The sequence below is a fragment of the Pedobacter aquatilis genome, from assembly GCF_032678425.1.
Taxonomy (GTDB): Bacteria; Bacteroidota; Bacteroidia; order Sphingobacteriales; family Sphingobacteriaceae; genus Pedobacter; species Pedobacter aquatilis_B.
Map to the genome: position 1 here is coordinate 438,808 of NZ_JAVTSG010000003.1, position 19,896 is coordinate 458,703.

18 protein-coding genes are annotated in these 19,896 nt (G+C 33.7%); 9 read left to right on the plus strand and 9 right to left on the minus strand.

Going from position 1 to position 19,896, the window contains the following annotated elements; genetic code table 11:
- The first annotated feature begins 140 nt into the window (after positions 1–140).
- The 3 genes from R2Q16_RS11920 (at position 141) to R2Q16_RS11930 (ending at position 5,102) form a co-directional block, all read left to right on the plus strand.
- On the plus strand, positions 141–2,114 hold the full coding sequence (locus R2Q16_RS11920) for a DUF3857 domain-containing protein (protein WP_316737301.1): 1,974 nt from the start codon (positions 141–143) through the stop codon (positions 2,112–2,114).
- Positions 2,114–4,021 carry a DUF3857 domain-containing protein gene (locus R2Q16_RS11925; RefSeq protein WP_316737302.1) on the plus strand — a complete coding sequence of 636 codons (1,908 nt, stop codon included), beginning with the start codon at positions 2,114–2,116 and terminating at the stop codon, positions 4,019–4,021. The genes R2Q16_RS11920 and R2Q16_RS11925 overlap by 1 nt, the downstream gene beginning before the upstream one ends.
- A gap of 292 nt (positions 4,022–4,313) precedes the next feature.
- Complete coding sequence (locus R2Q16_RS11930) at positions 4,314–5,102, plus strand: murein L,D-transpeptidase catalytic domain family protein (protein WP_316737303.1); 789 nt, start codon at positions 4,314–4,316, stop codon at positions 5,100–5,102.
- Here R2Q16_RS11930 and R2Q16_RS11935 read toward each other — a convergent pair.
- The gene (locus R2Q16_RS11935; RefSeq protein WP_316737304.1) at positions 5,099–5,539 is read right to left on the minus strand and encodes a hypothetical protein; all 441 of its coding nucleotides are present in this window, start codon (positions 5,537–5,539) and stop codon (positions 5,099–5,101) included. The genes R2Q16_RS11930 and R2Q16_RS11935 overlap by 4 nt on opposite strands.
- Positions 5,540–5,720: 181 nt before the next feature.
- Between R2Q16_RS11935 and topB the strand changes: the two genes are divergently transcribed.
- On the plus strand, positions 5,721–7,577 hold the full coding sequence (topB, locus tag R2Q16_RS11940) for a DNA topoisomerase III (protein WP_316737305.1): 1,857 nt from the start codon (positions 5,721–5,723) through the stop codon (positions 7,575–7,577).
- Here topB and R2Q16_RS11945 read toward each other — a convergent pair.
- From R2Q16_RS11945 to R2Q16_RS11965, 5 genes are all read right to left on the minus strand, one after another.
- Positions 7,566–7,943 carry a response regulator gene (locus tag R2Q16_RS11945; protein WP_316737306.1) on the minus strand — a complete coding sequence of 126 codons (378 nt, stop codon included), beginning with the start codon at positions 7,941–7,943 and terminating at the stop codon, positions 7,566–7,568. The genes topB and R2Q16_RS11945 overlap by 12 nt on opposite strands.
- A 143-nt stretch (positions 7,944–8,086) precedes the next feature.
- Positions 8,087–9,994, minus strand: coding sequence for an AAA domain-containing protein (locus R2Q16_RS11950; protein WP_316737307.1), 1,908 nt, complete (start codon positions 9,992–9,994; stop codon positions 8,087–8,089).
- Between the two features lie 37 nt (positions 9,995–10,031).
- Positions 10,032–10,415 (minus strand): DUF3037 domain-containing protein, encoded by a 384-nt coding sequence (locus R2Q16_RS11955; protein WP_316737308.1) that lies wholly within the window; start codon positions 10,413–10,415, stop codon positions 10,032–10,034.
- A complete protein-coding gene (locus R2Q16_RS11960) occupies positions 10,393–11,184 on the minus strand; it encodes a HipA family kinase (protein WP_316737309.1) in 792 nt (263 codons plus the stop codon). The genes R2Q16_RS11955 and R2Q16_RS11960 overlap by 23 nt, the downstream gene beginning before the upstream one ends.
- Before the next feature lie 103 nt (positions 11,185–11,287).
- Entirely contained in the window at positions 11,288–11,476 is a 189-nt protein-coding gene (locus R2Q16_RS11965) for a hypothetical protein (RefSeq protein ID WP_316737310.1), read from the minus strand.
- 53 nt (positions 11,477–11,529) lie between these two features.
- On the opposite strand from R2Q16_RS11965, the gene R2Q16_RS11970 reads away from it, so the two are divergent.
- Positions 11,530–11,910 carry a hypothetical protein gene (locus R2Q16_RS11970; protein WP_316737311.1) on the plus strand — a complete coding sequence of 127 codons (381 nt, stop codon included), beginning with the start codon at positions 11,530–11,532 and terminating at the stop codon, positions 11,908–11,910.
- Positions 11,911–12,105: 195 nt separating this feature from the next.
- On the opposite strand, the gene idi is transcribed toward R2Q16_RS11970, so the two are convergent.
- Together idi and R2Q16_RS11980 are read right to left on the minus strand one after the other, a co-directional pair.
- On the minus strand, positions 12,106–12,624 hold the full coding sequence (idi, locus tag R2Q16_RS11975; RefSeq protein ID WP_316737312.1) for an isopentenyl-diphosphate Delta-isomerase: 519 nt from the start codon (positions 12,622–12,624) through the stop codon (positions 12,106–12,108).
- Positions 12,625–12,657: 33 nt separating this feature from the next.
- The gene (locus R2Q16_RS11980) at positions 12,658–13,494 is read right to left on the minus strand and encodes a phytoene/squalene synthase family protein (RefSeq protein ID WP_316737313.1); all 837 of its coding nucleotides are present in this window, start codon (positions 13,492–13,494) and stop codon (positions 12,658–12,660) included.
- A 419-nt stretch (positions 13,495–13,913) separates the two neighbouring features.
- On the opposite strand from R2Q16_RS11980, the gene R2Q16_RS11985 reads away from it, so the two are divergent.
- From R2Q16_RS11985 to R2Q16_RS11995, 3 genes are all read left to right on the plus strand, one after another.
- A complete protein-coding gene (locus tag R2Q16_RS11985; protein ID WP_316737314.1) occupies positions 13,914–14,666 on the plus strand; it encodes a LytTR family DNA-binding domain-containing protein in 753 nt (250 codons plus the stop codon).
- Positions 14,667–14,671: 5 nt separating this feature from the next.
- Positions 14,672–15,751: a sensor histidine kinase gene (locus R2Q16_RS11990; RefSeq protein WP_316737315.1), complete on the plus strand. Its 1,080-nt coding sequence runs from the start codon at positions 14,672–14,674 to the stop codon at positions 15,749–15,751.
- A gap of 152 nt (positions 15,752–15,903) precedes the next feature.
- Positions 15,904–16,632, plus strand: coding sequence for a LytR/AlgR family response regulator transcription factor (locus R2Q16_RS11995; protein WP_316737316.1), 729 nt, complete (start codon positions 15,904–15,906; stop codon positions 16,630–16,632).
- A gap of 59 nt (positions 16,633–16,691) precedes the next feature.
- On the opposite strand, the gene R2Q16_RS12000 is transcribed toward R2Q16_RS11995, so the two are convergent.
- Positions 16,692–19,397, minus strand: a complete 2,706-nt coding sequence (locus R2Q16_RS12000) for a PQQ-dependent sugar dehydrogenase (protein WP_316737317.1) — start codon at positions 19,395–19,397, stop codon at positions 16,692–16,694.
- Between the two features lie 148 nt (positions 19,398–19,545).
- On the opposite strand from R2Q16_RS12000, the gene R2Q16_RS12005 reads away from it, so the two are divergent.
- Positions 19,546–19,896, plus strand: coding sequence for a hypothetical protein (locus R2Q16_RS12005; RefSeq protein ID WP_316737318.1), 351 nt, complete (start codon positions 19,546–19,548; stop codon positions 19,894–19,896).

A 19,896-nucleotide genomic window follows, 5' to 3' on the forward strand; every position in this document is an offset into this window, starting at 1 on the left:
TGTAAAGTTTCTCAATCAAAAGTGCTAAAAAGGTTTGGTTTGTTTTTTAAAAGGGGCGCATAAATTTTAAATAATTAATCAACAATTATTTCTGAATGTTAACGCTTAAAATTAAATTGCAGCAAAATTAACCAAACTCAATGCGAAAAATTTTATTCCTAATCATCTCCTCTTTTTTATCTATTTATTGTTCTGCACAAAATTTCGATTTCGGTAAAATTACATATGAAGATGATAATTTCGATAGAAACAAAATCGATAGTTCGGCCAATGCAGTTGTATTAAAAGAATTTGGAACTTCGGCCATCCAAATCAGTGATAGAACAAATAGCGCACAGCTTTATTTTGAATATCATGTAAAAATTAAAATTTACAACAAAGAAGGTTTTGACCAGGCGAATGTTGTAATCCCACTTTATAAAGATGCTAACAGGGAAGAAATTATCACAGATATCAAGGCTTCTACTTTCAATTTTGAGAATGGAAGATTTGTTGAAACCATAATGGATAAAAAGGCCATCTTTAATGAGAGTAGATCGAAATATACAACGCTAACCAAATTTACCCTGCCCAATATTAAAGATGGTTCTATTATTGAATATAGTTATCGCCTTGAATCGCCCAACTTATTCAATTTTAGAACTTGGGAATTTCAGACTGATATACCAAAGGTTTACAGCGAATATTTGGTTTACATTCCTGCAATATATAACTATAACGTTTCGCTTCGCGGATTTCATAAACTAAGCAGCTCCAAAAGTGTGCTAAATAAAGAATGTATGCGCATTAACGGAACGCCGATAGATTGCTCTAAAATTTGGTATATAATGAAAGATATTCCGGCATTTATTGAGGAAGATTACATGACAGCTGCAAGTAATTTTAAATCAGCAATTTACTTCGAACTTTCAGATCAAGTAACTATGACTGGTGCCAAAATTAATTACACTAAAAGCTGGAAAGATGTTGATTATGAGCTAACTGGCGACAAAAGCTTAGGTGCACAAATGAAACGCAAAGATGTTTATAAAGATTTGTTGCCTTCGATTTTGAAAAATACAACTGATGATTTAAGTAAGGCAAAGGCGATTTTCAATTACGTTAAAAATCAAATAAAGTGGAATAATTATTACGGAAAGTACAGCGAAGATAATATCAAAAAGGCTTTAGACATGCGATCTGGTAATGTTGCAGATGTTAATCTAAATTTAATTGCGGCGCTTTCTGCTGCTAATCTCGATGCTGAGGCTGTAATTCTTTCTACAAGAGACAACGGAACTGTAAATAAGTTATTCCCAATAATCAGCGATTTTAATTATTTGGTAGCAAAAGTAAATATTGCTGAAAAAAGCTATATGCTTGATGCCACCGAGCCGCTTTTACCTTTTGGTTTATTGCCTTTGCGCTGCATTAACGACCAAGGTCGGGTTATTAACCTAAAAAAACCATCGTATTGGATTGATTTGGTGGCTGCAACTAAATCAACAACTAGCTATATTTTACAAGGAAAATTAAATGCTGATGGCGTAATTAATGGAACAATCATTACGCACAGTACAGGTTACGAAGCTTTTAATAAACGCAAAGCGATTAAGAAAACAAATAGCGTTGATGAATACGTTGAAAAACTTGATGAATCGATGGCGAAAATTAAAATCTTGAAACACGAAATTAGGAATATAGACAGTGTAGAAAATACGCTTACTGAAATTTATAATATCGAATTTGCACCACTTCCAAATGCCGATAAAGATGAACTTTACTTAAATCCATTTTTCATAAACCCAGTCGCTAAAAATCCCTTTAATTTAGAATCACGAACTTATCCGGTAGATTTAGGTTCTACATCAGATCAAAGAATAATCATAAATATTGAACTGCCGGGAAAATACGAACTGATAGAAAAACCTAAGGATTTAGCTATTGGCTTACCAAATACTGGTGGAAAATACTTACTCCAAACTGGTATTGAAGATAATATGATTTCATTTACTCAGATAATGCAGTTTAATAAGGCGAGTTATATGCCTGAGGAATATCCATATTTAAAGGAATTCTACAGCAAAATCATCCAAAATCAAAAGGCTGAACTTTTATTAAAAAAAACTAAATAATGAAATCGGCACTTATTTTTTTATCGCTTTGCGTAATCTTATTAAAAACTGCTGCACAGGATAATTATGATGCAGAATTAATTCCATCGGCATTAAAAAGCAGGGCAAATGCTACCATTAGAAACGAGGAAACTACAATTGATATGCGTGCGCCTGATAATGTAATACAAACTGTAAAACAGGCAATAACGGTACTAAACAAAAATGGTGAAAACGCGGCTCGACTTGTAATTTTCTACGATAAAAGCATCACCATAAAGGGTATAAAAGGTGAAGTGTATAACGCAGCTGGAAAATTAATCAGCAAATTCACTCAAAATAATTTTACTGATGAAAGTGCCGCTGATGGTTTTTCTTTATTTGTTGATGATAGAGTAAAGCATTATTTGCCCAACGAGAATGTTTACCCTTATACAATTGTTTATAATTATGAAATAAAACATAAGCAAAACCTGGCTATTCCGGATTGGGATCCAAAACCTGCAAATGATGTTTCAGTTGAAAAAAGTACTTACACGTTTATTTGTAAACCAACTGACGAATTAAGAATAAATGCTCAAAATTATGCGGGTAAAGCGGTTGAAACAGAAACCGATAAATTTAAAACATACACTTGGACAGTTAATAACCTGCCTGCAATAAAATCCGAGCCCTATAGTCCGGATAGAGATACTTACGAAACAAATATAAAAATCGCACCGAGAGATTTTGCATTTTATAATTATAAAGGCACTTATAATAATTGGATAGAGCTTGGAAAATGGATTCATGACAATTTACTTAAAGGTCGCTCGGCACTTCCGCCAGCAACAGTTGAAACCATAAAAAATCTGGTTAAAAATGAGACTGATGATAAAGAAAAGGCGAGAAAGATTTATCATTACATGCAAAATAAAACCCGATACATTAGTGTTCAGATAGGTATTGGTGGCAATCAACCCATTGCGGCTTCTGAGGTTGATAGACTTGGCTACGGCGATTGTAAAGCTTTGGTTAACTACACGCAAAGCTTGTTAAGTATTGCTGGGATAGAATCTTATTATTGTGTTGTAGAAGCTGGAACACGTAAAAAGAGTTTTGATGTGAATTATGCGAGCATGGTTCAAGGGAATCATATTATCTTATGTTTACCACTCAAAGGCGACACAACTTGGCTTGAATGTACCAGTCAAAAAATTCCGTTCGGTTTTTTAAGTGATTTTACAGATGATAGACTTGTTTTAGCCTGTACTGCTGAGGGTGGTAAATTATTAAGAACTCCAAAACTGAGCACAGAAGACAATAAGCAAATTAGAACGGCAAATTTAACAATATTGCCAAACGGAGATATAAAAGGAAATATAAAAACTGTATTTTCAGGTTCGCAGTACGATAATAACGAAAACATTATTGGCAAATCATTTTCCGAGCAGCAAAAATTACTTGCTGATGCTTACGACGTAGATAATATTTATTTTAAAAAGATAAATTACTTTCAGGATAAAAGCATTAAACCTCAGATAACAGAAGAACTTGATATCGATATTAATAAATACGCTGTTATAAATAATGATAAATTATTTCTGGTGCTTAATGCTTTCAATGTTAAAGAAAACATTGCAGATGTAAAAAGCCGTACAAAACCAGTTTATTTGAATAGAGGTTTTACCGATGAAGATAGTATTACCTATAATTTGCCTGATGGTGTGACATCAACCCAAATTCCAAATAATGATAAAAAGTTTTCAAACCAGTTTGGCCAATATATAACAAAAGTTAGCTTAGATGGAAATAAACTTAATTATTACAGGAAATTGGTTATTAACGAGGGAACATTTCCAGCGGAGGCTTATGCAGAATTTCACAAATTTATTAGCGATGTAAATACTTCCGACAGATATAAACTTGTTCTTAGCTTAAAAAAATAATTCCAAGAGTTATTCCAATAATCATTATTAAATACATTAAGATTTCGGTAGTTGCGAAACGTTTATACTTAGTCCAAAATGAGTAATCTTTATCTTGATTAGGCATAGTAAAAATTGAATTCAAAGTTAATTATTTCTTGTAGACGCACCTCATCTACCCCAGAAAGAAAATTTAACGCTCATTATCAGGGTAATGTCATTTACGTGCTAATTCGAAATTTGTATCATCGCTGTTACAATATTTCTCTTATTCGTTCGTATAAGTAGTTCAAAATCATACAAATATCCCTTAATGAGAAAAAGATTGGTGCGCGTGGCCTTATGCCTTTTAGTAGGTATGGGCATTATAGGAACAGGTTGGAAAGCGGTGGAGCATCCACAACAAAATCAAACAGTTAATAAAGTTATTTCAACCGATAGCCTCTATAACGAACATATCGAAAAGCTTTATCATCAAGTGCACCTTGATTCTGCCGGCTTAAATATTGAAGTTTTCGAAAAAGCATTAACTGGATTTTATAACATAAAACATTCAGGCTTAATGCACTCAAAGTCGGTTTTAACCATTGCAGATTTTGATCAGGAAAGTCGTAAAAAACGCCTATACATTATCGATTTAGACAAAAAGGAATTGATCTTAAATACCTGGGTTGCGCATGGTCTAAACAGCGGCGATGATAAACCCGGTTACTTTTCAAACACAAAAAATTCGAACGCAAGTAGTTTAGGTTTTTACATCACTGGAGAAATTTATTTTGGTAAACATGGTCGTTCTTTAAAACTTGATGGGATTGATTATGGTTTCAACAACAATGCGAGAGAGCGGGCAATTGTGGTTCATGGAGCAGATTATGTTTGTCAGGAAAGTATTAACCAATTAGGTCGTTTAGGTAGAAGTCAGGGCTGTCCGGCAGTTTCATCGAAGCTTTCTGATAAGGTTATAAATACTATAGCAGATAAAACTGTATTGTTTATCAACAGTACAAATCAAGCTTACAGTTCGAGATATTTAAACGAAACACTTGCAGCAAACATCGCTCTAAATGAGCAAACAGATGTTTTAGCTGCAAATTTCGATTAGGGATTTAAGTTTTTACGGCCAATATCTTTTGGTAAAAACCAAGATATTGGCTTTTTCATTCCCGAAAATAAATCCCAAAACCATCGGTTAGTATCTAAATGTCTTTCTCCACAATCTATTACTTGTGCTCTTTCAATTATCTTAACTAAGAGCTTTCTAAGCCATTTTATTCTACTATTCCGCTTGATGAGCAAACCAAAATAATGGCTGTAAACGTGTGCCCAAATCTCAACAGTTAAAGAACTATCCGAAATTTTGAGTTTTCGCCCGAATTCAGTATTATAATCAGTTTTAATAACCTGAACCAGTTTAGCAGTTTTTTCTATCGTTGCACCATCTAGATATAGCCATAAAGCCTTATCACTTTTTAATCGAATTAAACCTTCTTCGATACATACCTTAATTTTATTACTGTCGAGTTCGTAAACTTTATTCATCTTATTTACATAGACAGATAAAACATCAAATTGTTAAGCCTAAAATCAATATTACTGATAATCAATCAGTTTATTTGTTTGATGCAGTGGTTAGTGTTTTTTAAATCCAATTGTTCATAAATTTTTGATTACTGACAGGATATTTTAATCATCTTTGGGGTTCAAAACACTAAAGCTATTAATGAAAATCGTAATTGCAGAGAAACCTTCAGTGGGTAGAGAACTTGCGAAAGTTTTTGGTGCAACAACCAGAAAAGATGGATATATAGAGGGGAAAGGTTACTCATTTACCTGGGCTTTTGGACATTTGCTCCAACTGGCACCACCGCAAGATTACGGTTATATTGGCTGGCGAAAACAACATTTACCGATGTTACCCGCCAAATTCAAGCTTTCTATTAGAAAAATTAAAACAAAGGATGGTTTTGTAGAAGACCCTGCGGTTAGAAAGCAACTTGATACAATAAAGAAACTTTTTGATGAAGCATCAGAAATTATTGTTGCAACGGATGCCGGGCGTGAAGGTGAATTAATCTTTCGATACATCTATTATTACTTAAAATGCAAAAAACCATTTAAGCGTTTATGGATTTCATCGCAAACTGATGAAGCGATTAAAGATGGTTTTAGAAATTTAAAACCCGGAACCGATTACGATACATTATTTAATTCGGCACATTGCCGTTCTGAATCTGATTGGTTGGTTGGTATGAATGCTACACAGGCCTTAAGTATATCGGCTGGTAATAGAACTGTGCTTTCGCTCGGACGTGTACAAACGCCTACCCTTGCCATGATTTGTGCCCGATTTTTAGAAATTAAGAACTTTGTTCCGCAAACTTATTACCAAATTAGCATACAGCTCACTAAAGATGAGCAAACTTTTAAGGCCATTTCAACAAGTAATTATAAAGACAAAGCAGAAGCTGAAGCCTTTTTTAGCTTAGTTGAAGATGTGCCTTCGGGTTTTCCAATTGGTGGGAATATAACTGCTGTTGAAGCCAAACCAAGAAAAGAACCACCACCGCTTTTGCATGATTTAAGTTCATTACAACAAGAAGCCAATAAGAAAAAGGGTTTTACCGCCGACCAAACACTTAACATTCTCCAAAACTTATACGAGAGTAAGTTGGTTTCATACCCACGTACCGGTAGTAGATATATTGGGGATGATGTTTTTGCAGGTGTACCAGATTTGATTTCAAAATTTACCAACCATCCTGATTTTGGTAAGCAAGCTACTTTCTTACAAACCGTTAGTTTAAACAAACGAAGTGTTAATGCTAAAAAAGTAACCGACCACCACGCTGTATTACCAACTGGTGAAGAAGCTTACGGTTTAAGCGCCGATAAACAAGCGGTTTATGATATGGTTGTTGGGCGAATGATTGAAGCATTTCATCAGGAATGTTTAAAGGAAATCACTAAAATCACCATACAATCTGCTACTACATTTTTAGCAAACGGAACGGTAATACGTTCGGCTGGATGGCGTTCGGTTTTTAACGAAACTGAAGATGATAAAAAAGATGAAGATAATGCTGCTTTACCAAAGGTTTCAGTCGGAGAAGCGTTGCCAATTATCGAGAAATCTTTACTAGAGAAGCAAACCAAACCTAAAGCAATGTATAATGAGGCTTCCTTATTAAAAGCTTTAGAAACTTCTGGTAAAGAAATTGAGGATGAAGAACTTAGGTATGCTATGAAAGATAGCGGTTTGGGGACACCAGCAACCAGAGCTTCAATAATTGAGACATTAATTACTCGGGAGTACATCAGCAGGGAAAAGCGAAATTTAGTACCTACAAATAAAGGCTTGGCCGTTTATGAAGTTGTAAAGGATAAACGAATTGCACAGGCAGAATTAACTGGTCAGTGGGAAAAGCGATTGGAAGAAATCCGTTCTGGAGCTTCGGTAAAGGATTTTAAGGAAGAAATACAAGAATATACCAAAACCATTACTTCAGAGCTTTTGGTAGCAGGCGCATCAATTTCGGGAAAAATAGAAGAACAAAAGGTAGAACAATTAGCTAAATAACTTACTTATAATTTCTTTTGTATAGAAATTCATATTTTCATCCTTTTGGATAAAACCAACCGCTCCAGCGGCGGTATATTCAGCTTCTAAAGTGTTTTTGTCATTTCCGGTAAACATCACAATGTGTAAATCCGGGTAATTCCTTTTTATCTCGACAACAGTTTTTGGACTACTATCGCCATTTGGCATATTAATATCTAATAAAAGTAAGTCAAATTTTTCTTCGCTGAGTTTTTGATGTGTGTCTTTGAGGTTTTCAGTCTCAGAAACATAAGGATTAGAGAGCAACTTCTTAAAAAAACCGCGCATTACAACCCGCATAAGCTCTGTGTCGTCAGCAATTAAAATTCTAATGTTATCCTTCATTTTATTAAAAAGATGATTGTTTTAAGGGATTTAGAACATACATCGCATGAAAGACAAATAAAACAAATTACTTAATTGTCAAAATGAGATGATATTCAAAAATAATAATTTTATTGACTTAGGGCCTGAAAATAAGATTTATTTTAGATAGACATAAATTCCCAAGCGCTATGATACGCATTCAAATCCTCGGCGTACTTTATAAAATTGTTATAGAATGGAAATCTTGACAAAGTGCTGCCATCGCCAACAACCACAAGTTTTTTCTTGGCTCTTGTCATGGCTACGTTCATTCTTCTAATATCTGATAAAAAACCAACTGCACCATCTGCATTACTCCTCGTTAAACTGATATAAATTACATCGCGTTCTTGCCCTTGAAAACTATCAATGGTGTTTACAGCAATTTTATCAGCATTCTTAGCTAGAACTGTATTCTCTTGCAATAATTCTTTTAGTAGATAAACCTGTTGTTTGTATGGAGAAATTATGCCAATGTTAGGCAAATTTGAGTTTGCAGATTCTAACCGCTCAACTAGGCTAGTTAAATGATTTAAAACAAATACAGCTTCATCAGGATTTGTGGTACTTGTTCCATCTGCTTTTTCATCAAAGCTACAACCAGAAGTATCAATAAACATTAATGGTGGCTCATTTTCAAAAAGAGTTTGATTGGCAACCGAAGCATGTGCACTTAACTTATTTTCATAGAAAACCTTTGATGAATAACCCATAATCTTTGTATTCATTCGATATTGTTCCTGCAAAAGCACGACAGCTTCATGGTGCAGATAAACTGATTTCTCCAGCAAAGTTTTACTTAAACCTTTTTCTGCAGCTTCGCTTGATTTTATTGTTGGTGATAATTGTAAATGGTCTCCAGCTAAAACCAGCTTATCTGCTTTTAAAATTGGAATCCAACATGCTGGTTCTAAAGCTTGTCCTGCTTCATCAATAAATACAGTGCCATAGTTTAAACTTTTTACAGTGTAGTGGTTAGCGCCAACCAAGGTTGCCGTAATAATTTGAGCATTATTGAATATATTTTCAGTGATGTATTTCTCTGAATTTTCTATCTCACGACCAATTTTATGTGCTTCGTTGAATAAAGCTTTTCTCTGTTCTCGCTCTGCCCTACCAAAACTACGCTTGTATTTATGCGCCATGTTTTTGAATTCAGCAGCTTGTTTCTTTAAAGCCTTAATTTTTTTCATTTCTGCATGAGCAGCCATTTTATAATCGAGTGTTGCATGCAATAAATGCTCAGAAACCCTTGCCGGATTTCCAACCCGAACAACATTTAATCCATTTTGTGCTAATTTTTCGGTCAATAAATCTACAGCCGTGTTACTGGGTGCAACAACCAAGATTTTCTTCTTTTCGAGTTTACTAATTGCTTTTATGGCTTCAACCAAGGTTGTAGTTTTTCCAGTTCCCGGCGGACCATGGATAATGGCTAACTCATTTGCGCATAATATTTTAGTTACCGCTTCTGTTTGAGAAGGATTTAAGTTAGGCGAACTAAAATTCGAATCGATTTTATTAAACGTTGGTTTTTCTGCACCTGTAAGCACTTTAACTAATTTGTTTTTACTACTATCATCGACAATTGAAATAGCAGATTTTAATGCGTTTTGCATTTCATCGTAACTATTATTATCGAATAATAAATCTACACCCAGCTTACCATCTCTAGTCCAATCAGGCAATTCATCTAGTCTTAAGCTGATTTTCATCCTATCGCGATTTAGATGACTGATTATTCCTTCTATCCTATCATCTTTTGCATTGTGATTGGAGAACAAAACTACAGCAGAACCAAAACGAAATTGTTGCGATAAATCTTTGTGAGTTGTCCTTTCTATTTCGATATTTAAATATTCTCCACGGCCAATTTCAGTATTTCGAATGGCGATTGGATACCAGGTTAAACCGAGATTTCTTCTATCGGCAGCAGAAGTGTTTTCGGTAAGTTTTAAATAAGCTTCGTGATCTGCTTTTCGCTCAATTTTGAGTAAATTAAGCTGTTCTTCAAAATATGATTTAAGCAATTTTATTATTTTAATGTGATATACAAAACGCTCTAAATTATAGAACCAATTGCTCAAATAATTTAGTTAATGTTTCCTGAGCATCGATACAAAAACCTGGATGAACCTTAGAACATTGTACTACGGTACTTCTAGTGGCCGTTAACCAGCGAAAACGAGAGGCCATATCGTAAGTACCAATTGTACCCGAACCATTGCCTGCCAAACTGATTCTTTCAAGTGCTTTAAGATTTTCTTCGATTTCTTCAACATCAATTTCGGGCGAAAACATTTTTAGCTTATTGACATCAATTTTGTAAATGCTTTTCAGAAATTTTGGTTTAGCACAATATAAAATGATACCTACATTAAGAAACTCTTCGCGTTCTACCCTTGGCATAACCCGAATTACAGCATACTCAAATAAGAATTTCTCTTGCATGCTGTGCTTCTTTTAAAAATACATCCGAATGAGCTAATCTGATTTCCAAAAACTTTGCGTAAGCTTTACGGTGTTCATCTTTATTTTCGAAAACGTTTTCGCCTTCCAGCCACTCATCAGGAATTAGCGATACAATTTTTTGAAAATATTCAGGCCTTAAGATTGAGCTAAATTCCTCATCAACTTCCTCAAGGTTTTCTGCCATTGGCAATAGAACGTGGTCTTTAATTAATACGAAAGGTTTTTTTGCCTGTTCTTCCCAATTTTGCCATGAATGGTGGAAATATAATGATGCGCCGTGGTCAATCAACCATAATTCTTTATGCCATAAAAGCATATTTGTATTGCGGCAAGTTCTATCCATGTTGGTTAAAAGACAATCTAACCAAACAATTTGTGAAGCCAATTTAGCATCAACTCTGGTTACAGTTGGGTCAAATGTTATAGCACCCGAAAGGTAGTGCAAAGCTAAATTTAAGCCAACACTAGCTTTTAATAAATCTTGAATTTCTTCATCAGGCTCTGTTCTTCCAAAGGCTTCATCCAAATTAGCGAAAACAAGTTCCGGAACTTTAAAGCCTAAAATACGGGCAATTTCTCCACCAATTAACTCGGCAATTAATGCCCTTGGTCCTTGTCCGGCGCCTTTAAATTTCAGTACGTAGAGGAAATCATCGTCAGCTTCTGCAATTGCCGGCATCGAACCGCCTTCTCTTAAAGGCGTAACGTATCGGGTCACATTAACTGTTCTCAAATTAATATCGTTCATAATTAATTTGCCAAGCCATGTTTGTAGCTTTAGCAAGCTTCAAATTTAATAGAATTAAAATAAAAACTGCTTGATGATTTTATGAGAATGTAATTTACTGTGATTAATAATTATGAAGAAAATCTGTTCCTGCCTTTGTAATTGTGGCAGACCATTGTACAGCTTCTCTATCTATCGTTACGTAACCTAAAAATTCCAGTTCTTCATATTGTTCATCCATTCCTCCCAAAATAGACGAACTTACTTGTTGTTCAATAACTTCAAGTAATGATTTAATTTCTGCTCTTTCCATTATTAAGTATTTTTATATTAAACATTTGATACTAATTAAAGTTTATAAATAGTATGGGAAATCATATTTATTACTTGTTTGTTTTGGCCATTCCAGTTGCTTGCATTGCCTGGACGGTAACTAAAGAAGAAATTTTTAAAGAAGCGAGAGAATTTTGTGTTAGTCGGTCAAAAGACTGCAATAAGCTCTATAAAAGAAAATTCTTTTATGTTTTTACCTGCGAATATTGTTTTAGCCACTATGTAACGATAGCCATGCTCATCATTACAGAATACTGGCTTTTTTATAATGATTGGCGAGGTTATTTAATATCTGGTTTTTCTATAATATGGATTGCAAATGTTTATATGAGTTTATATAATCTTATTAGAATTGACTTAAAAAAAGAAAAAATTAGGGCTGCTAAAGAAGAACAAGAATTGGAAGAAAAATAGCTTATTGCTTCATTTTCAAGCAAAAAGTTTTTTTAGCATTTCGGCAACAACATCAGCCATGTGTAAGAAAACTAAAAAAAATAAAAAGATAATTGTTAAAAAATTAGAAAATATCATAACTAACTCTATCTTTGTCCTCGAGAGCGTTAATTTAGATGCGGGTATACGACGAAAGTTGTATGCCCGTTTTTTGTTTTAAGCCTTTTTAACCGCCTCAATTACCTTATCAAGGCATATTTTAAGCCAAGCTGTATATTTTTCAGGCTTAGTATTTATTTCATTTTGAAGTTCATCCAATGTGAGGTAATGATAATCCTCAACTTCCGATTTATTAATATTTGGCAGAACGTCGCTATGTCCAAAAAATACATGATCCAGTTCATGTTCAATCAAGCCATCTTCAAGTTCGCTTTTGTAAATAAAATTAAATCCATAGCGCAAATCGCACTCCATGCCCATCTCCTCTTTAAGCCGTCTATTGGCGGCATCTATGTTACTTTCACCCCAACGTTGGTGACTGCAACAAGTATTTGTCCACAAGCCCGATGAATGGTATTTATCTTTAGCTCTTTGTTGCAAAAGCAATTCATTTTTAGAGTTAAAAATAAAAATAGAAAATGCACGATGAAGAATACCCTTTTCATGGGCTTCCATTTTCTCCATTTGGCGAATTGGGTTATCGTTAGTATCAACAAGTATTACTTGTTCTTGCATTATAGATTTAATAGGTTATGATTGCAGTTGAAATCAAATTGCATTCAATTTATGTCTGATAACACAATCAAACATCAATCCTATTTTGCGAGGATTTGAAATTCTTATGCGTTCTGTCATAATCCGTTCGGCTGTTAAACCTTTAATTTTCGAAAAGAGTTTTCTGTAATAGATGTAGGATAAATAAACGCCAATTCGAGATGATTTTGGTAACATTTTAATGCCGGTTAAAGCTTCGTTAAATTCCTCCTCAATCTCGATTTCTATAGCTTGCTTTTGATTATCGCAAAAGCTTGCTAGGTGTACATTTGGAAAATATGTTCTATTGAGCCCTTTATGATCATCTTTTAAATCTCGCAAAAAATTAACTTTTTGAAAAACAGAGCCGAGTTTCATTGCAAATGGCTTCAATAAGTCATACTCCTGTTGGTTTCCATTGGTAAAAACCTTTAAACATATTAAACCTACAACTTCTGCCGAGCCTAAAATATATTCTTTATAAAGTTCTGGAGTATAAACTCTTTCCTCTAAATCCATTTGCATACTATGCAAAAATAGTGCAATCAATTCTCTATCAATATTATATTGATTTACTACTTTTTGGAAAGAATTTAATATCGGATTTAGGCTTATTCCAAGTTCAATTGCTTCGTAAGTATCTGCAGAAAATTTATCTAACAATAAGTTTTTATCAAAATCGTGGAAACTATCTACAATTTCATCAGCCAGGCGAACAAAACCATAAATGCTATAGATTGGCATCCGTAATTTACTGTTAAGAAAATAAATACCGTAAGAAAAACTGGTACTATAGCGTATAGTAGTTAATCTACTACACTCGGCAGAAACTTGGTCGAACAATAACTTCATAGAGGGAAGAATTTATGTGTAGTAAAATGTTGATTCAATTTCCTAATTCTCACAAAGCTCCTTAAATCAATTTTTGATAAAAATATCAATTATATTTAATTATGCTTTTAAAAAGCGGTTAAATATTCTAAAATATTTATGTACTAAAATTATCCTTTAGGCCTAAATATTATATTTCAATAAATTAAACCAACAACACTTAATTTGGTTTGATAAATTTCTAACTAAATGTTCAAATCGATAGAATTTTAATTTTTTTGTACAATTTTGCATCTATCTTACAGATAAATATTACAGAAAACGACAGAAAATTCTACACCAATAACAGATTATCCGTTACTGAAATATAAAATTAATCTACGAACCGTTTTTTTTTTATTTTTAATTTAGGATAAGCTAATTTGCAGCTGTTTATGCCGATGCCAAATATTAAATTAAAATGTATTGTTATAGAAGATGATATTCACGCTGTTGAGGGGATAAAATCATATATAAAATCACTAAATAATCTTCACTTAATAGAAGTTTACACTGACCCTCTTAAAGCGCTCAATGAAATTATTGCAGGTTCTGATGTCGATATTATTTTTATGGATGTAGATATGCCACTAATTTCTGGTATAGAATTATCAAAATCTATACGCCACAAAACCGATAAACTTATTTTTACAACCTCGCATAGTAAATATGCATACGAAGCATTTGAGATGCTGGCAAATGCTTATTTGCTAAAGCCCTATACTTTTGCCCGCTTTGCAGAGACAATTAATCATCTCTATCCATCTGTTTCCGTACAATCAAATTCCGGCACCCAACCAGCCGGAAAAGATTATTTTTTTATCAGAAATAAAAATGACAATAATAACCTAATAAAAGTTAGGTATAACGCTATAATTGCTGTAGAAAGTTTGCAAAACTATGTGCGGATATATACAACAGAAGAAAATATAGTGGCGTATATCGGTTTATCAGAAATAAAATTAATACTCAAAGAGATGCCAAATTTTCTCCAGGCGCATCGTTCTTTTATAATTTCGAGAAATCATATCGAAAAATTAGAAGGTTATACATTAAAAATGACCAATAACCTGCAAGTTAATTTAGGCAATAATTACCGAGAAGAAATATTGGCTTACATTAAAGAAAAAACAATTAAAACCGGTAGATCTTAAAATTAATGCCTAAAAATTCGAGTACCAAAAATTTATTTTTGTGGAGATGGTTTGTTTCAAAAAAATATCACTTTATTTTTTGGGCAGCCTTTCTTTTTTATGAAATTATAGCCGTTGGTTTATATGCAGGCCAATTTGGCGAAGCTGGCCGATACATATTTCATTACATCATTAATATTGGCATCTTCTACATACACGCACTTCTGGTTTTAAAGTGTGGCTTGGAAAATCCAAAATCTGCCATTTGGAAGTTGCCACTTTACCTAATTTTAGAAATCGGAATATTCCTCGTTGTGATGTATTTTGCTTACAATGTTGTAAATAGATATACGCACATTATCACAAGCAAAGATGTAGTTATAAATGCCACATTTTTTCTTGGTGGATTAATCAGAGCATTATACTTCATTGTTTTTGGCACCGCCTATTATTTCTTGGTAACATTTCTAAAGGAGCGTAAGAAAACTGAGAACCTTGAGCAACAAAAACTGCATAATATAATTCAGCTGGCGCAATCTGAAAATGCTTTTTTGCGTGCACAAATGCAACCTCACTTGTTGTTTAATACTTTAGATTTTATTTATCAAAATGCGAAAGAGAATTCGCCAATTGCTGCCGAAACCATTGTTGCATTATCTGATATGATGAGATATGCCGCAGATGGCAATTATAAAGATGAATTTGTGCTTTTAGGAGATGAGATTGAGCAGGCAGAAAACCTGATTAACTTACATCAATTAAGAAATGGGCATAGTTTGCAAATAAGATTTTGGTATGATGATGATGTGAAAACGCAACAAATTATACCAATGGTATTAGTAACATTGGTTGAGAATATTTTTAAGCATGGTGATTTATCTAAATTAGAATTTCCGGCAGAAATATCCATCAGTAAAACCGATGATGGTTTACAGCTTAAAACCAAAAATATTATTAAGAAAAATATTAAGGAAGTTGGCCGCTCAGGAACAGGGATGGATAATATAACAAAGCGCTTGGGTTACAGTTATGGAACTAACGCAAGTATTAAAAGCTACATCAATGATAATGAACACTTTAATGTAAGTGTAGAGATAAAAAAATAGAAAACTTAAAAAGATAATTCATAAATTAGCCCAACTTTATTTAAATTTTAACATAAAGGGGCTTAAAATTTATACAATTTGATTTTTTAACTGAAAATGAAATAATTGTTATAAAAAACTTAATTTAAATTAATGCTCAAAAAACCTCTTATATGCCGATTAATTGTATAGCAATAGATGATGATCCCAATTCTTTAGAGAATCTGAATTCCTATTTAGATAAAATACCTGATTTACAACTTGTTAAGAGTTTTACTGATCCTTTACAAGCTTTAACAGATATCTCATCAGCAGAAACGGTTGATATTATTTTTATGGATATCGAGATGCCAACTTTATCTGGAATTGAACTCGCTACTTTACTCAGAAAAAAAACAAAACACCTTATTTTTACCACGGCGCATTCAAAATATGCATTAGATGCTTTTAATGTTGCTGCCGATGGATACTTACTTAAGCCTTATTCGTTAATTCATTTTTCAGAAGCAATTAATAATCTTTACCCAAATGAAAATCCGCTTAGCGATGAAATTCACGGCGAATCGTTTTCCGTACAATTAAGAGAAAACACTACTGAAACTGTTGAAATTGCATTTAACGATTTGATTATTTTTGAGCAGATTAATGAAATGGTTTATTTTAGAACCAGTCATAATAATTATATGAGCTTTAGTTTAAGCTTTAACAATATTGTAGAAATGCTTCGTAAGCATCCGGCATTTATTCAAGTTAACGCTTCAGCAATAATTTCAAAACAACACGTTAAAAGCTTTTTAGGCGATCAAATTGTTTTAACCGGTGGATTATCAACTTCATTAGCATTAAAATATAAAGATTCTTTTGTGCAATTTGTTAAGCAAAACTTAATGCAACAAAACTAATTGCGCTAAATCGATATTGAAAAGTTAAGGGCTTTGAGTAAACTCAAAGCCCTTAATTTTTATTTGGCATTTAAAGTTAGTGTTTCAATATTTAACTTTTCTTTAGCATCAGTTTTTTCTTTTATGATGATAAAGACATCGTGAAAATTACCGTCAACTATTTCAGATATCGGGAATAATCCGTTGTTGAAATTAGCGCTTGAAAGAACTTTTCCGCTTTCAGAATCTAATCTGATCTCAACCTCATAATTTTGATTGTTCCCAGTTTTTGAGGCTACTAAAATAGACTTAATATCTGTCAAATCGATAGCTTTAAGTTTAATCCAACCCTTACTTTTAGCAATTGTTAAACTTCCATTTTCATTACGGTTAAAGCCAGATACATATTGAATATCAGTCGCCGCAACCACATTACTTTTTAAGTTAAATGTATTATTTGTACTTAACGGTCGTAATCCTTTTGCGCCTTGGTCGGCGTAACTTGCCTTTAGTGTTAGAACTGATTTATTTTTATTAATTTCTTTTGGAGGAATAATTGATCCTTTTGATGGTAGCGAAGCTACTTTATTTTCCTTTGCAGAAAGGCTCATCACCCATTCTACTATTTGTTTTACTTCACTTTGTTTCATTGAAGGATGTGCAGGCATCGGTACTTCACCCCATACACCTGCACTTCCTTTAATCACTTTTGAAGCAAGGTACTCTACAGCTTTAGTATCCTTTTGATATTTGGTAGAAATTTTAATAAAGGCAGGCCCAATAGATGCCTCAGAGACCTTATGACAAGTGCTGCAATCAGATTTCATCATTAAAGACTTTCCAATCATAGTTTGTTCAACTTGTTGGTGACCAAGTTGAGCACCTGCTAAGTCAGTGCCTTCAGTATAACTGCTGGAAATAAAAATTCTATCCTTATTAACCACCGCACCCTTATCACTAACCAACACTTGATAATTAACTGCCTTTCCCGGAAAATAAAATGATTTATTGCCTGCAATTAAAATATCAACCTTCGGATGTTCATTACCAGCAAATACCTGAATAGTTTTGCTTTTTGTACTTGCATTGGCATTATCTACAACCGCAGCACTAATTGGATATTCGCCTGCTTTAGCAAAAGTGTGTGTTAGTTTTGGAACTGTGGTTGTCTTTTTTAAACCATTCCCTAAGTTCCAAATGTAGGTTAATTTTCCACCGTCAGCATCTCTAGCTTCAACCTCTGCAGTCATTTTATATGGCAATAAACCACTTGGTTTCTCAATTTTTAAAGCATTGATAACTGGTGGTCGGTTACCTTTCAAAAAGTCTACTCTGGCAATTCCAGCATCAGGGTTTTTCGAAAACCAGCCTTTACCATATTCTAAAACATATATTTTTCCGTCAGGACCAAGCTCCATATCAATCGGCGCAGCAAAAGATAAATTAGACATTATCGGTTCCATGCTTAAGTAATCTCCGTTTGCATTCATGGTAACGGCCTTTACCCAACCTCTAACCCATTCATAAATAATTAATTTTCCGTTGTAGTATGTTGGGTAAGCTGAACTTGCCTGCGTATATAAAACCGGACCAGCCATTGCAGTTCTTCCGCCAGAACCAACTTGAGGAAACTCTTTTGATTCGCCATAAGGATACCAAATAAATGCAGGCTGCGCCGTAGGTAATTCATTAAAACCTGTATTATTTGGCGAGTTATTTATTGGTTTTGTAGCGTCGAAAGCTTCGCCATTCGCTCCATTTGTAAAATCATAAGCTTTGTAGGGATAATTGTTACCTATAAACAAAGGCCAGCCAAAATTTCCGGCTTTTCTGGCTTGGTTTACTTCATCATAACCTCTAGGGCCACGTAATTCATCATCATTGGTAGCATCAGGACCAACCTCACCCCAATACAAATAACTGTTTTTCTGGTCTACCGATATTCTATATGGATTTCTATTCCCCATTACATAAATCTCCGGGCGACCTTTATCAGCTTTAGCAAATAAATTCCCCTCTGGAATGCTATAGCTACCATTTTCGTTTACCTTAATTCGAAGAATTTTACCCCTTAAATCATTTGTATTCCCGGCCGACCTTCTTGCATCGTACTGTTGCAAACCAGGTCTGTTATCTAGCGGGGCGTAACCTTTATTTACAAACTTTTGATTTGGAACATCAAAGGGTGTAGAATTATCTCCGGTAGAAATATAAAGCAAACCATCTGGCCCGAAAGCTAAAGAACCGCCCGTATGGCAACAGATTTCGCGTTGCGAATAAAATTCGAGAATTACTTTCTCGGATGACATACTCAATACGTCATTCACCATTTTAAATCTCGATAGGCGGTTTACAGAACTTCCCATTGGGCTATAAAACAAATACACGTATTTATTTATGGCATATTTTGGGTCGATTGTTAAGCCTAATAAACCTTCTTCTGCATTTACATCGGCTAGGCCAGTTTTAAAGTAAACATCTAGTTTACCAGCTTGTGTTAGCTTTTTAGTCTGATTTTTATAGAGCATCAACTCTCCTCTTCTTTGAGCAACAAGAATATCCAAATTTGGCAAAACTGCCATTTCTGTAGGTTCGGTAAACTGACCATGAACTAAATCTACTTTAACAAATCTGTCCTGATCTGGTGTATCAATCCTAATAATTGATTGGTTTGAGTGTTTCCTTTCATCAATTTTATTGCTAAAAGAATTTCTAATAAATAGTGTTGGTAACGCAAGAAATGTGATTGCTATACCTGTGATGGCAATAGAAGTTACGGTTTTCATCAAGAATGCTTGTTAATTATATTGTAAAATATAAATTAATGTTCGATAAAGCATTAAATGATTTTTATATCAAGTAAAATTCTTGTTTTAAAGAACAAAAGCATTGTATATTTGCAAGTACCAAACAAATCATCCAAAATAGAATCTTATGAAAAAGCTATTATTTGCAATGCTTTTAACTTCGTTTACTTACGTAGCCAAAAGCCAAACCTTAATTTTAGCTAAAGATGCTGCCCAATATGTTGGTAAAACCGTAACCATATGCGATTTTGTTTATAGCACAAAGGCCTTGGATAAAATTAGCCTGATAAATTTGGGCGGTACTTATCCTAAAGAATTACTTACCTTGGCAATTAATAAAGATGATATTTCTAAATTTTCATCAGAACCTGCAAGCATGTATCTTGGCAATAACATCTGCGTTACAGGTGTTGTTACTGAGTTTAAAGGAAAATATCAAATTGTCGTTACTGAGCCAAAGCAAATCGTAGTTAAATAA